The organism is Streptomyces sp. Rer75 (assembly GCF_013414305.1).
Lineage (GTDB): Bacteria > Actinomycetota > Actinomycetes > Streptomycetales > Streptomycetaceae > Streptomyces > Streptomyces himastatinicus.
In genome coordinates this window covers 324,858-339,517 of record NZ_CP058693.1, presented here as the reverse complement: position 1 = coordinate 339,517, position 14,660 = coordinate 324,858, and the positions used below count along the sequence as shown (strand labels likewise).

Genomic DNA, 14,660 nt, shown 5'->3' with positions numbered 1-14,660 from the left:
CTCGCTCGCGGTAGCGCGACGCGTTCGTGCCGGGTCCGCTGAGCACGAGAAAACCCGATACGTAGGCGGCGGATCAGTGGCGCGTGCCCGGTTCGTGAGCCGATGAGGCGATAAGGCGTGGGGGCATGGTCAAAACGAGTGGCGATACAGCGGTCGAGGTGCGCGATCTTGTGCGCGCCTATCCGGGGCGCAACGGAGAGCTGATCAAGGCCAATGACGGCCTGAGCTTCAGCGTGCCCCGCGGGCAGGTCTTCGGCCTCTTCGGCGCGAACGGCGCCGGCAAGACGACGCTGGTGTTGCAGCTGCTCGGACTCGTGCAGCCCACCTCCGGTTCGATCATGGTCAACGGCGTCGATGTGACCCGCTACCCGGAGACGGTGAAATCCACCGTCGGCTTCCTGCCGCAGACGGGGCTCTCCATGCGGCTGATCGAGACCCGTCGCGCTCTGCACTACACCGGCAGGCTGCGCGGCCAGAGTGAGGCCGACGCCCGCCGCCAGACCGACGCGCTGATCGACGAGCTGGGCCTCGGCCCGTACGCCGACCGTCAGGTGGAGCGGCTCAGCGGCGGGCTGATGCGTCTGGTGAACTTCGGCATGACGCTGATGGGTCACCCCGAGCTGATCGTGCTGGACGAGCCGACCAATGAGCTGGATCCGCACAACCGGCGTCTCATCTGGGAGATGATCGAGCGCCGCAGCACCATCGAGGGCGCCACGATCGTCCTGGTGACGCACAACGTGCTGGAGGCCGAGAAGGCCGTGCACCGGGTCGCGGTGATGCACGGCGGCCGGATCACCGCGATGGGGACGCCCGGTGAACTCAAGGAGCAGATCGGCGCGCAGGCGCGGCTGGAGCTGTTCGTCCGCGATGGCGGCAGCCTCACCCCGGAGGAGATTTCGCGGCTCAGCACGGTCGGCGAGGTCAGCCAGGGCAACCGCAGCGGCAGCTACCTGATCACCGCGGCGCCGGACCGGCTCCAGCCGCTGATCGAGGTGCTGGTCACCGATGTCGGCGTGAAGCGCGTCGACGACTTCCGCTTCGCCCGCCCGACCCTGGAAGACGTCTACCTCACCCTGAACCCGAAACAGGACTCCGGCGCCGCGGCCGCCAGACAACTGGTGACCACCCCGGCGGGAGGCGGCGGCTCAGAGGAGAGCGGTGACGCGGGGACGGCGGCGGCCCCCGCCGCGCGGAACGGCCACCGGCCGGCGGCCATGGAAATCCCCGCCGCCGAACCCCCTGCCGCCGAACCCCCTGCCGCCGAACCCGCGGCGTCGGCCTCCGGGACATCCCGCCGGGCCCGGGCCCAGGCCCAGCCCCAGGGGCGGGGCCGGGGCCGGATGCCCTTGCGGGAGCGGCTCGGCCGGTTCGGCACCTCGTTCAAGTACCTGTGGTTCGAGCACATGCTGACCGTCCGCACCTCCTGGCACGTGCACATGGTGTTCGGCATCTTCATGCCGCTGACGATGGTGTTCGGCTTCTCCCGGATCGGCTCCGGGCTGACCGACGAGCTGAGCCTGACGTACATCGCCAGCGGCTCCGGCGTGTTCGCGATCGCGGCACTGGGCACCACGGCGATCGCGCAGCGGATCGGTGCGATCAAGGCTGAGGGATCGATGCTGTATTACGCCTCACTGCCGATCAGCAAGGTAGCGTTTGTGATGGCGTTCGTCGCCGCCCGCCTGCTGCTCATCGCGCCGGGCCTGGTGACCTCACTGATCGCGGTGCGGCTGCTGTACGGCCTGGACTTGACGCTGTCGCCGATGCTCCTCATCGTCTACCCGCTGACCGCGCTCCCGCTCGCGGCGCTCGGCCTGGTCATCGGCAGCCTGATCGACCGCATCGAGCTGATCTCGATCGTCACCTACGTGCTGAACTTCGTCCTGCTGCTCGGCGCTCCTCTGCTCATCCCGGCCAAGGCCCTGCCGCTGCCACTGAAGGCCCTGAGCTGGGTCATGCCCACCACCTACGGGTCGGACGCCATCCGGCGCAGCGTCAGCGACAACATCGATGCCACCTTCGGCCTCGACATCCTGGTGCTGGCCGTGATGACGGCGCTCGCCCTCACCATCGCCGACCGGGCGTTGCGCTGGCGCGCCTCCTGACTCGCCTTCGCCCTTCGCCCCGGAGCCGAAGCCGGTGATTTCCCCAGTAGCGCTCCCGTAGCATCCTGGCCGGGCCGACGGGGGAAGGTCGCCCAGGCGCCCACCCCTCGGCGTGCGTGCTCTCGGGCGTTCCCGGACGGCGGAGTGTTGGGATATCCACCACGGGGATGGAACGGGAGCGATTTCGGTATGAAGTTCCGGGTGCTGGGTCCGCTGACTGTTCTCGGCCGAGGTGGCCCGGTGGCGCTGAGCGGGATCAAACAGCGCGCCGCACTCGGATTCCTCCTGCTGCACGCGAACCAGGTGGTGGCGACCAGCACCCTGCTGCGGGCGCTGTGGACGGGCAACCCGCCGCCCACGGCGCGGAAGATGCTGCAGAACGCGATCTCCAGCCTGCGCGGTCTGCTGTCCGTCGAGGACATCGAGGGCGGGGGCGGCGAGACCGGCATCGCAGACCGCGGGGGCGCTGGGACCGGCGAGGGTGCTGCCCCCGCGCCGATGCTGCTGACCCACGCGCCCGGCTACCTGCTCAGCGTGCACACCGACGCGCTGGATCTGACCGCCTACCAGGCGATGGCGGACAGGGGGCGCGCCGAACTCGCGGCCGGGTCCTGGATCGCCGCGGCGAAGACCCTCCGGGCGGCGCTGGAGCTGTGGCACGGCCCGGTGTTGGCGGACTTGGCCGAGGCCGGCACGGACTGGCCGGAGCTGACCGCGATCCAGCAGGCGCGCTTCGCCGTGCAGGAGGACCTGTTCGAGGCCGAGCTGGCCTGCGGCGGACATCACGAGGTGGTGCAGGAGCTGGAGACGCTGGTCGTCGCGGAGCCGGTACGGGAACGGCTCTGCGCCGAGTTGCTGCTGGGCCTCTACCGCTGTGGCCGCCAGGTGGACGCGCTGGAGCTCTACCGCCGCACGAGGACCGCGTTCGCCGACAAGCTGGGCCTGGAGCCCGGCCGCGTACTGCGTGACATGGAGCGGGCGATCCTCGAACACGACCCGGTGCTGTCCCAGCCCGACGCGCTGGGGATCATCGCCCAGGAGAGTGAGGTCAAGCGCGGCGGCCCGCCCGTTGAGCTCTACCGCAGGACGCCGCCGCAGCCCGCTCCGCCGCCCCAGCCCGCTCCGGCCGGTGCTGGGTCCGCCGGCCGGCGGACGGCCCCGCCACGACCGGCGCGGACAGAGACCGGCACCCCGCCCGCCACCACCGGGATGGCGCGGCACGTGGCGGCGCGGAGGCCCGCCCCGCCGGCCCCGTCGGGCGGCGGCCTCACCGAGCAGCGCAAGCGGCTGAGCATGCTGCTGGTGCGCACCAAGCCCGGCGGGGGCCCGCAGGGCGACCCCGAGGACGCCGCGCAGCCGGCCGGCGGCCTCACGACCACCATCCGTGAGGAGATCGAACGCCACGGCGGCAAGGTCTCCGGCGTGATCGGTCCTGTCACCTTCGCCCTGTTCGGCGTTCCCCGCACCGGGGAGGACGACGCGGCCCGCGCCGTGCAGGCCGGGCTGGCCATCCGCGACCGGCTCGGCCGCCGGGGCCCGGGCCACCCAGGTCCCGGCGGCCAGGCGCCGGGGCCTGGGTGGGCGGAGACCGCGGTCCGGGTGGCCGTGGCGACCGGCGAGGTGCTCGTCACCTGCGCGGCGGACGGCACCGGTCCGATCCCCGTGGTCAGCGGCGCCGTCCCGGAGAGTTGCATGGGGCTGCTGGAAACCGTGCCCCCGGGCGGGATCCGGGTGTGCGCGACCACGCGTAGGAGCAGCGAGCGCACCGTCGAGTACGAGCCGGTCGAGGAGCCGGGCGGGGGATCCGAACCCGTCGTCGTCCGCCCCGATCACGCACGTGCGGACGGACCGCTGGTCCTGATGGATCGTGAGCGCGAGATCGAGCAGCTGCGCGGGCTGCTCGACGACGTGTGCCGACGGCGGCGTCCCCACTTCCTGACCGTGCTCGGTGAGCCAGGTCTGGGCAAGAGCAGGCTGGTCGCCGAACTCGCCACCATGGCCCGGCGCGGCTCCGGCGAGTTCACCGTGCTGACCGGGCGCGGATCGTTCTCCGACCGGGGCGCCCCACTGGGCCCCCTCCAGCGGATCGTGGCCGCAGGTGCCGGGATCGAGCCGGGGGACTCCGCCGCCTTGGCGGACGACAAGCTGGCCCGCAAGGTCCACCGTCTGTTCGGCACCGGTGAGACGGGCACCGGGACGCTGGCGCGGCTGCGCGGGCTGCTCCGGTCCGAGGGCCCGGACCCGGCCGGCCTGACGGCGGACGGTGAGGTGTGGCGGCGGTTCTTGGCCGAACTCGCCGCGGAACGGCCCCTGGTGGTCGTCTTCGAGGACGCGCACCTCGCCGACGCGTCTGTGCTGGACTTCATCCAGTGCCTGGGCGACACCGCGGGCACCGTGCCGATGCTCGTGGCGGTGACCGCCCGGCCTGAACTGCTGGACGCCCGGCCGGGCTGGGGCGGTGGCCTGCGCGACGCCCTCACCCTCACCCTGGACCCGCTGTCCGCCCAGGGCACCGCCGGGCTGCTGGCCGCCCTGCTCGCGCGCGATGGGTACACGCTGCCCGGCGAGTTGCGGCAGGAGCTGATCACGCGGATCGGCGGGAACCCGCTGTTCGCCGTCGAGTACGCCCGTGAGCTGCGGGAGCGGCCGCTGCCCGGATCCGCGGCACCGCCGCTGCCGGACTACGTGCACCGGGTGATCGCGTCCCGGGTGGATACGGTGCCGCCGGACGCCAAGGCCGTGCTGGTCAACGCCTCGGTGCTCGGCGGGGTGTTCTGCGCCGAGAGTGTCGCGGCCGTCGGCGACGGGGACCGGGCGGAAGCCGCGAAGTGGCTGGACTATCTGGAGCGGCGCGACCTCTTGAGGCGCTCCCGGCACGGCTCCCCGGCCGGCGAAATCCAGTACGCCTTCCGGTATCTGGCGATCCGCGATGTGGTGGACTCGCTGATTTCCTCCTCGATGCGCGAGGAAAAGGTGCGGCGGGCCGTCTCCTGGAGCGACCGGGCACCTGTGAATCCCTCGGAATGAGACGGACTCAATTCCTTGGCGAGCGACGGTGCCGGTGCCGGTTACTCGACGATGGAAACGCGGAACTGGGTAAGCGCTGCGGAATCGCCTATCTTCGGATGCACCGGCGGCGGCAAAGCGTGCTGAATACTCGGGAAAACACTGAGTGTGAGGCCCGACCATAGCGATGGTCGGCGGCTCGGGCGGTGTGATCCTCCCGTTCTCGCCCGCGATTGTCCGCGGCAGCCGGCTCCGCTCCCGCGTGGAAAGGAATAGTTGTGCGCATTCTGTGCAGCATCGCGCTGTCGCCCTCGAACGCGCGTGCCCTGCTTCCCCTGGCACGGGCGGCGGCCGAGGCGGGCCACGAGGTCCTCGTGGTATCGCCGCCGGAGATGGCCGGCGTGTTCGACGGCGAGCCGATACGGGTCAAGCCGCTGTTCACCGACATGGCCGAGATCGTGCTCCGGCTGCTGCAGGAGAAGCGGATCGAGGCGATGCCCAGTGATCCGTTCGCGCCGGAGACGCTCGTCGCCACCTCCTGCGGCCCGCACGTCACCGACGCCTACCGGCAACTGCTGGATGTGGCCCACGAGTTCCGCCCGGACATCGTACTGCGCAGTGGCGTCGAGTTCGCCGGCTACCTCGTGGCCGAGACGCTCGGCATCCCGCACGTCACCGCCCCATCGGGCGGCGGGCAGTACCTGGACCCCAAGCTGGTGCTGGCTGAGCTGAACGAGCGCCGCGCGGAGCTGGGCCTGCCCGCCGGGGCCGAGCCGGAGGCCATCCACGCCAACGGCCGCTTCGACTGCATGCCGCCGGACTACTCCTTCACCACCTACGACATCCCGGACACCTTCGCCTACCAGCAGCCGTCGAGCATCGTCCGCGACGAGACCGGGCCCGAGTGGCTTCAGGACATCCCCACCGACCGCCCGCTGGTCGTGGTGTCCAGCACCAACGTGTTCGCCTCGGTGATGTCCAGCAGTGTGTTCCCGCGCATCCTGGGCCTGTTCTTCGACGGACTGGTCGCCGGGCACATGTTCGAGGGCATGGACGGCGTCCAGGTCGACCCCGCCGTCATGGTCAACGCCCTGATGCAGGGCGACGCCAACCCCCTCAACGCGATCGTCAAGGGACTGTCCGAAGTGGACTGCACCGCGATCGTCGCCACCCGTGGCATGCCGCTCAACCAGGACGTCGTCGGCGACAACGTACGGGTCTTCGAGCGCATCCCGCAGCCGCTGCTGCTGGAGAGCGCACAGCTGCTGTTCACCCACGGCGGCTACAACAGCGTCCGCGAGGCGGTCAGGGCCGGCGTGCCGATGGCCGTGCTCCCCGAGGTCAGCGACCAGCTGCACAACGCCAACCGGGTCGAGGAACTCGGGCTCGGGCTGCGCGTCCCCGCGGCGAACGCGGACGCCGTCGCCGAGACCTGCACCCGGCTGCTGGAGGATCCGAGGTTCGCCCAGCAGGCGCGTAAGGCCCAGCGGCGCATGCTCTCGCTCCCTCCGGTGGACGCCGCTGTCGACCATCTCGCACGACTCGTCGGCTGACACACGGAACACGGCCGATTCACCTTACGAAGATTGGAGACGGGCAGATGGAAGCGCAGTTCCTGCAGGCGTTCTACGACCTGGCCTCGTGGATACGACTGTCCCCGTTGCTGAACAACGGGCCGTACCTGCCGTTCTCCGTGGTCTCACTGCGGCCGAGCGCCATGATCAAGGTGCTGGACGACATCGCTCTGCGGGACCGCAAGGTCCTCCTGGAGTGCGGCAGCGGCACCTCGACGGTGATGTTCGCACGGATGATGGCGCAGCGTGGCTACGGCAACATGCTGTCACTGGAGCACGACGGGGAATGGGCCGCCCGGGTCACCACGCAGCTGGCCGCCGAGGGCCTTTCCGAGGTGGCGACGGTCATCCACGCGCCGCTGGAGGAGCACCCCGCCGCGGTGAAGAACGTGGACTGGTACGCGCCCAAGACGGTCACAGAAGAGGTCGGGGCGTACACCGAGAAGCACGGCCTGGTCGACCTGCTGCTGGTGGACGGGCCGCCCGGCTGGGAGCGGGGGCGCACGATGGCCCGCTACCCCGCGGTCCCGGTGCTGTGGGACTTCCTTGCCCCCGGGGCGAGCGTGCTGCTCGACGACGTGAACCGCGCCGGGGGCAAGGAGATCACCGAGCGGTGGAAGGAGGAGTGCGGGCTCGACATGCAGCTCGACCCCTTCGGCACCCGCGGCGCCTTCGGCACCGTCCCCGCCTGACCACCCGGACATCCGCACCGCACCGAGGAGAAAACGCTCATGCTGGCCATGAACGGCGGGCCGAAAGTGCGCACCGCGCCCTTTCCTGACTGGCCGCAGTTCGACGACTCGGAGCGCGCAGCCGTGGTGCGGGCGCTGGACCAGGGGTCCTGGTGGCGCCACGGAGGCAAGGAAGTGGACTTCTTCGAAGAAGAGTTCGCCGAGTTCCATGACGCGCCCGCCGCGCTCGCGGTGACCAACGGTTCACATGCTCTGGAACTCGCGCTGGAGGTCATCGGGCTGCGGCCCGGTGACGAGGTGATAGTGCCCGCGTACACGTTCATCGCCACCTCCACCGCGGTCCAGCGCCGTGGCGGGATCCCTGTGCCGGTGGACGTGGACCCCGTCACCTTCTGCCTGGATCCCGCCGGACTCGAAGCGGTGGCGACCGAACGCACCCGGGCGGTCATCCCGGTCCACATCGGCGGCCACATCGCCGACATGGACGCCATCACCGCCTGGGCGGACCCCCGCGGGATCACGGTGATCCAGGACGCGGCGCAGGCGCACGGTGCCAGGTGGCGCGGCCGGGGGCTCGGCGAGCTCGGCTCCATGGCCACCTTCTCCTTTCAGGAGACCAAGGTCGTGACCGCCGGCGAGGGCGGCGCCCTGCTGCTGCCGACCGAGGAGAGCTACGAGGACGCGCGCACGCGCCACAACTGCGGCCGGGCCCGCGACCTGAGCCTGCGCACCGCCTCGTCCAACTTCCGTATGTCCGAGCTCACCGGGGCAGTGCTCCGGGTGCAGCTCGGCCGCCTCGCCGCGCAGACGGAGCAACGCGAGCGCCAGCACGAGAAGCTCGCCGCGGCACTGTCCGGCATCCCCGGGGTCATTCCCCAGGGGCGGGACGAACGGTGCACCGTCAATCCGCACTACATGACCATGTTCGTCCTGGACCCCGGGGAACTGGGCGGCCTGGACCGGGACACCGTGGCCCACGCCCTGCTCGCGGAGGGCATTCCCGCCTTCGGCGGCAACCCGGCGATCCACCGTACCGAGGCGTTCTGGACCGCCAGGACCGGCGACGAATCGGTCGAGGATCTCGCCCGGCGCTGCCCGAACGCGGAGCGGCTCGGACACCGCGGACTCATGATCCCGCACCAGGTCCTGCTGGGCGGGGACCAGGAGATCGACGACGTCGTGGAGGGCGTGGCCAAAGTCCTCGCCGAACTTCCGCGTAGCGGCGCAGGACAGCCCTGAAACATCGGATGCCCCCGAACAACCCTGCCCTGAGCGGCGGTTTCACAGGATGGGAAGACTCAAGCGATGACTAACGAAAACCCGGCAGGCCGCACTTTCGAAGTCCTTGTCGTCGGCAACGGCGTGCTGGGCCTGTCCTTGGGCCTGACCCTCGCCCGGCGCGGCGCCAGGGTCGCCGTGCTCGGCCGGGGAGACCGGCCGTGGGCCGCCTCCACCGCGGCGGGTGCCATGCTCGGCACGTTCGGCGAGGTGACCACGACGCTCCTCAAGAGCGAACAGGGCCGCGCCAAGCTCGACCTCGGCGTACAGGCGACCAAGCTCTGGGCCGACTGGCTCGCCGGGCTCGCCGAGGACACCGGGAAGACCGAGGACCTCCGCGTCGCCGACGGCACGGTCATGCTGCTCAACTCCGTCGGCGTCCCCGGCATCGACTCCGCCAACTACACGGCCATCCGGGAGACCCTCGAGCAGTACAAGGAGCCGTACGAGGACATCGACCCGGCCGACGTCGAGTGGCTCGACCCCAACCCGACCACCCGCCCGCTGAGGGGCATGTTCGTGCCTGGTGAGCACGCGGTGAACGCCAACGGTCTGCTGGAGCGGCTCGAGGATGCGTACGTCAAGGCCGGCGGCGTGCTGGTCGCCGGTTTCGGCGAGGAGCTGGTGCGCTCCGGTGGCAAGATCACCGGCGTCCGGCTCACCACGGGCGACACCGTCTCCGCCGGCCAGGTGGTGCTCGCCGCGGGCGCCGCCTCCCAGACCCTGCTCGACACCGTGCCCGGCGTCGCCGCGCGCATACCGCGGCTGTGCGCCGGAGTCGGCGTCTCCGTCGTGGCCCGCATCGACCCCGACAAGCCCGCCCCGACCAGCGTGCTGCGCACGCCGAACCGCGCCTTCGCCTGCGGCCTGCACCTGGTGCCGCGCGGCCGCGGCGAGGTCTATCTCGGCGCCACGAACGCGATCGAGCCGGAGCCGGCGGACGTGCCGAGCATCCGCGACACCACCTTCCTGCTGCACTGCGCACTGCGCCAGCTGCGCAGGGACCTCGACGCCAGTGGCATCGCGAAGGTCCAGGTCGGCAACCGCCCGGTGGCCTTCGACGGCTTCCCGCTCATCGGCGAGACCAGCCTGGACGGCCTGTGGATGATGACCGGCACCTACCGCGACGGCCTCCACCTGTCGCCGCTGCTCGCCCAGGAGATGACCCGCCGTCTGCTCGGCGAGGAGCCGGAGCACGACCTGCGCACGTTCAGCCCGGTCCGCGCGCCGATCCAGGCGCAGAGCCGTGCGGACATCGTGGACACCGCCGTGGTGCACCTGCTCGCCACCGGCTACGAGGACGAGTGGACCATCCCGAACGCCTGGCCGAAGGTCATCGAGGCCCAACTGCGCTCCGACTACGCCAAGTTCGCCGACGAGGTGGACGACGACTACACCCCGCCCGCCGAGATCCTCGCCAAGGCCCGGATGAACCCCGAGTTCCTCAAGACGATCCGCGAGTACTACGCGGCCGTCCGGGCCGCGGTCTGATCCGTTCCGGCCACATGCCCCTGTAGCACCAGGGCCAGGACGAGGCCCGGCACACGGCACAGCACACAGCACTCAGGACGAGGACAAGGAGCGCGCAAGCATGAGCCGACCCGAAATCCCCACGGAGGTCGACCTGCTCGTCGTCGGTAGCGGCCCGGTAGGGTCGGCCATCGCCCGCAGAGTCTACGAAGCGGTGCCGTCCGCGCGGATCCTCATGGCCGACCTGGGCCCGCGCCTGACCGAGGAAGCAGGTCTGCACCTGAGCAACCTCCCCGCCCAGGAGCGGGACCGGTTGCAGGCGAAGTCCCAGGGGCGCGATCCCCGGACCGCGCCGGGCGAGGACGGGGCGCTGGTCAAGAAGTACGCCGACCGCGGCACGCACCTGGTCGCACCGCGGCTCCAGGAGCAGCCGGAACAGGAGGGCATGCCCGCCGCGGTGATGTCCAGCAACATCGGTGGCATGGGTGTCCACTGGGCATGCACCGCGCCGCGTCCGCTCGACAGCGAGCGCGTCCCGTTCCTCGCCGACGAGGAACTCGACGCCGCGCTGCGGGTGGCTGAGGACCTGCTCTCCGTCACCCAAGATGCCTTCGAGGACACCGCGGGCGGTCAGCTCGTACTCAAGACGCTGAGCGAACTGTTCGACGGCGACTACCCCGAGGGCAGGCATGTCCAGCCCATGCCGCTCGCCTGCACCCCGCGTTCCGGGGCGCTGCCGCGATGGGCGGGCCCGGACGTGGTTCTCGGGCCGCTCGCCCACGGTGGCGACGGCCGGTTCCGGATCGCGGCGGACACCATCTGCCGCCGCGTGCTGTTCGAGGACGGCCGGGCCGCCGGCACGGTGCTGCAACACCTGCCCAGCGGCGCGGAGTTCAAGGTGAGGGCCCGCGCGGTGGCGGTGGCCGCGGACGCGCTGCGCACCCCGCAGCTGCTGTGGGCCTCCGGCATCCGGCCGCACGCGCTCGGCCGCTACCTCAACGACCAGCCCAAGACGGTGAGTTCCGTGCAGGTCAAGGACGGCCCCACCGCGGGGATCGAGGCGCGGGGCTCGGTGGACTTCACCGGTGACATCCGCGACCTGGAGACCGGCCGGTTCTGGGTGCCGTTCGCCGACCCCGGCAGGACGAGCCACGGACAGGTCATGACGCTGGACACCTCGCCGATCGACGGCGTCGATCCGGAGCTGTTCGTCGGCATGGTCTGGTACGGGGCCAAGGAGATCCAGGCGAGCGACCGGGTGGAGTTCTCCACCACCGAGGCCGACGCCTACGGGATGCCGAAGATGGCCATCCACTACTCGCTGACCGAGCGCGACCGTGAGGGGATCGCACGAGCCCGGGCCGACCAGGAGAAGATCGCGGCCAGGCTGGGCGACTTCCTGCCCGGCAACGAACCGGACCTGTTCCCGGCCGGCAGCTCCAAGCACTACCAGGGGACGGTCCGCATGGGCGCGGCGGACGACGGCACCTCGGTCTGCGACTCGTACTCCCGCGTGTGGGGGTTCGAGAACCTCTACGTCGGCGGCAACGGAGTCATCCCCACCTCCACCGCCGTCAACCCGACGCTGACCAGCGTGGCCCTGGCGGTCCGCGCCGCGGAATCGATCAGCGCCCTGCTCGCCCGCGAAATCTGTTGACCCCCGAGACCCGACCCCCGAGAAAGCGAGGTGGCTGCCCGTGCGCCGGCACAACATCGCCGTTATCGGCACCGGCTACGTAGGGCTGACCGCCGGTGCCTGTCTGGCCTCACTGGGGCACCGGGTGGTGTGCGCGGACATGGACCCGGCCAAGGTCGAGCGGCTGTCCCGCGGCGAGGTCCCGATCCTGGAGGAGTCCCTCCCCGAACTCGTGCGCGCCGGCCTCGACTCCGGCCTGCTGACCTTCGTCCTGGGCGCCGGGGAAGCGGTACGCGACGCGGAGACGGTGTTCGTCTGCGTCGGCACACCGATGAGCCAGGACGGCAATCTGGACATGACCGCGGTGGACGCGGTCACCGATGAGATCCAGGACTGGCTGCGTCCCGGCTGCGTACTGGTCACCAAGTCCACCGTGCCGGTGGGCACCGCGGCGCGGCTGACCCGGCGGCTGGGCCGCCCGGACGTACAGGTGGTGAGCAACCCGGAGTTCCTGCGTGAGGGCACCTCCGTGCACGACTTCCTGCACCCCGACCGCGTCGTCGTCGGGGCCGAGTCCCGCGAGGCCGCCGAGCACGTGGCTGCCCTCTACGCGAAGCTGGACGCCCCGATGATGATCACCGACGCCGCGAGCGCCGAGCTGATCAAGTACGCGGCGAACTGCTTCCTCGCGGTGAAACTGTCCTACGTCAACGTCATCGCGGAACTGTGCGAGCGGGTGGGCGCCGACATCGGGCAGGTCGCCACCGCCCTGGGCAAGGACCACCGGATCGGCGGCGCGTTCCTGCGGCCCGGCCCCGGCTGGGGCGGCTCGTGCCTGCCCAAGGACACCCGCGCCATGCTCAGGACCGCCGAGTCGGCGGACATCGACTTCCGGCTGCTGCGTGCCGCCATCGACGTCAACGTTCACCAGCGCGAGCGCATCACCGACAAGATCGCGCGAGTCTGCGGCACCGACTCCGCGGCCCCGCTCGACGGCGTCCGGCTCGGCGTACTCGGGCTCACCTTCAAGGCGGGCACAGACGATCTGCGGGACTCCCCGGCGACCGCCATCGCGCAGGAGCTGTCCCGGCTCGGCGCCGAACTCGTGGCCTACGACCCGGCGCTGAGTACGGGAAACCAACCGGCGGAGCCGGTGCCCGGCGTCACCGTTGTCGACGACCCGTACCAGGCGGCCAAGGGCGCGGCGGGCCTGGTGCTGTTCACCGAATGGCCGGAATTCCGTGACCTGGACTGGGGCCGCATGGCCTCCGTCCTGGACCGGGCGTTGATCGTGGACACCCGCAACCACCTCGACCCCGAATCGCTGCGGGCGGCCGGGATCGCCTGGCACGGAGTGGGCCTGCGCCCTGTCGTGCCCCCAGCCCCCGAGCCTCGCTGACCGTCCACGCCCCCGACACTTCGTTCCGGTTCAAGGAAAGGTTCGCCCCCGATGAGGGTTCTGTGCAGTATCACCGGATCGACTTCGCACGCGCGTGCCTCGCTTCCGCTGGTGCGCGCGCTCGCCGAGGCCGGGCACGATGTCCTCGTGGTCACCGCGGCCAAGCTGGTGCCCGTGTTCGACGGTGAGGCCGCGCGGGTGACGGGGGTGTTCACCGACATCACCCAGCAGGGCATGCGGCTGCTCCTGGAGGGCAGGCTGCCGATCCCGGCGGAGTTCAGCCGCTTCGCCCACGACCTGTGGGCCAGCCTGGGCTGCGGCCCCCAGCTCAACGAGGCGTACGGCCTGCTGCTGCCGATCGCCCGCGACTTCCGGCCCGACGTCATCCTCCGCGACGGCTATGAGTTCGCCGCCCTGCTCGCCGCGGAGGCGCTGGGCGTCCCGCACGTCCCGGCCCCATCGGGCTCCGGGCAGTTCCTCGACCCCGAGCTGATCCTGCCGATGCTGAACGACCGCCGTCGGGAGGCCGGCCTGCCCCCGGCGGACGACCCGGTGTCGGTGTACCGGCACGGGCGGTTCGACTGCATGCCGGTGACGTACTCCTTCGCCCGCCCCGTCGCCCCCGAGGCGGTGGCTTACCGGCAGCCGCGCACCGTCACCCGCGGCGAGACCCTGCCCGACTGGCTGCATGAGCTGCCCGCCGACCGGCCGCTGGTCCTCGCGTCACTGGGCACCGGACTGCCCGGCACCGTACTGGGCTTCCTGGACAAGGCCCGGCAGATCGGCGCTCCCGTCCCCGAGTACGATCCGGCCGAACCGCTGAACACCGTCGTCCGGGCGCTGTCCACCGTGGACTGCTCGGCCGTGGTGTCCACCCTCGGCATGCCGGTGGACAAGGCTCTGGCCGCGGACAACGTGCGGGTGGTCGACCACTTCCCGCAGCAGCTGCTGCTGGAGCGGGCGGCACTGTTCCTCACCCACGGCGGCTACAACAGCATCCGGGAGTCCGTACGCGCCGGAGTGCCGATGGTCGTACGGCCCATGTTCGGCGACCAGAAGTACAACGCCGAGCGGGTAGCGGAGCTCGGCCTTGGCACACACGTGTCCGAGCGCGGCCCGGAGGCGATGGCGCAGGCGTGCCGCCAACTCCTCGACGACCCGCCTGTGACCGCCGAGGCGCACCGTGCCCAGGAGGAGATGCTCGCCCTGCCGGGCGTCGAGGCTGCCGTGACTCATCTTGAGCGGCTCGCCTCCTGACTCACTCCCCACATCGCCGGCGCCCAGGCGGCCAATTCTCCTGGCGCTACTGAATTCAGAACAAGGTTTTCCTTAGTGACACTGAATTCCTTGTAGGGAATCCACGAGTCGCCCGTCCAGATAATCGGACAACACCGGGTGGTTCTCGCCATCGGCAGCCATCCCCATGGCATCCGCGCGCCCGCATGGGCAGCAGCCGCACGGGCCGGGAGCCACCCACACCGTTCACCCCGGCTCCGC

General features: G+C 71.0%; 9 protein-coding genes. All 9 read left to right on the top strand.

All coding sequences use genetic code 11. The annotated features are described in order from the left end of the window. Nucleotides 1-125 precede the first annotated feature (125 nt). On the top strand, nucleotides 126-2,108 hold the full coding sequence (locus tag HYQ63_RS01180) for an ABC transporter ATP-binding protein/permease (protein ID WP_179932070.1): 1,983 nt from the start codon (nucleotides 126-128) through the stop codon (nucleotides 2,106-2,108). Between the two features lie 240 nt (nucleotides 2,109-2,348). Then, nucleotides 2,349-5,135, top strand: a complete 2,787-nt coding sequence (locus HYQ63_RS01175) for a BTAD domain-containing putative transcriptional regulator (RefSeq protein WP_179932069.1) — start codon at nucleotides 2,349-2,351, stop codon at nucleotides 5,133-5,135. Nucleotides 5,136-5,392: 257 nt separating this feature from the next. Beyond that, the gene (locus tag HYQ63_RS01170) at nucleotides 5,393-6,667 is read left to right on the top strand and encodes a glycosyltransferase (RefSeq protein WP_179932068.1); all 1,275 of its coding nucleotides are present in this window, start codon (nucleotides 5,393-5,395) and stop codon (nucleotides 6,665-6,667) included. A gap of 47 nt (nucleotides 6,668-6,714) precedes the next feature. Next, nucleotides 6,715-7,380 (top strand): class I SAM-dependent methyltransferase, encoded by a 666-nt coding sequence (locus tag HYQ63_RS01165; RefSeq protein WP_179932067.1) that lies wholly within the window; start codon nucleotides 6,715-6,717, stop codon nucleotides 7,378-7,380. A 39-nt stretch (nucleotides 7,381-7,419) separates the two neighbouring features. Next, a complete protein-coding gene (locus tag HYQ63_RS01160) occupies nucleotides 7,420-8,619 on the top strand; it encodes a DegT/DnrJ/EryC1/StrS aminotransferase family protein (protein WP_306664802.1) in 1,200 nt (399 codons plus the stop codon). A gap of 66 nt (nucleotides 8,620-8,685) precedes the next feature. Further along, entirely contained in the window at nucleotides 8,686-10,149 is a 1,464-nt protein-coding gene (locus HYQ63_RS01155) for an FAD-binding oxidoreductase (RefSeq protein ID WP_179932066.1), read from the top strand. A gap of 100 nt (nucleotides 10,150-10,249) precedes the next feature. After that, a complete protein-coding gene (locus HYQ63_RS01150; protein WP_179932065.1) occupies nucleotides 10,250-11,785 on the top strand; it encodes a GMC oxidoreductase in 1,536 nt (511 codons plus the stop codon). A gap of 40 nt (nucleotides 11,786-11,825) precedes the next feature. After that, nucleotides 11,826-13,163: a UDP-glucose/GDP-mannose dehydrogenase family protein gene (locus tag HYQ63_RS01145; protein WP_179932064.1), complete on the top strand. Its 1,338-nt coding sequence runs from the start codon at nucleotides 11,826-11,828 to the stop codon at nucleotides 13,161-13,163. A 111-nt stretch (nucleotides 13,164-13,274) separates the two neighbouring features. Continuing rightward, nucleotides 13,275-14,420, top strand: coding sequence for a glycosyltransferase (locus HYQ63_RS01140; RefSeq protein WP_257231512.1), 1,146 nt, complete (start codon nucleotides 13,275-13,277; stop codon nucleotides 14,418-14,420). Nucleotides 14,421-14,660 lie beyond the last annotated feature (240 nt).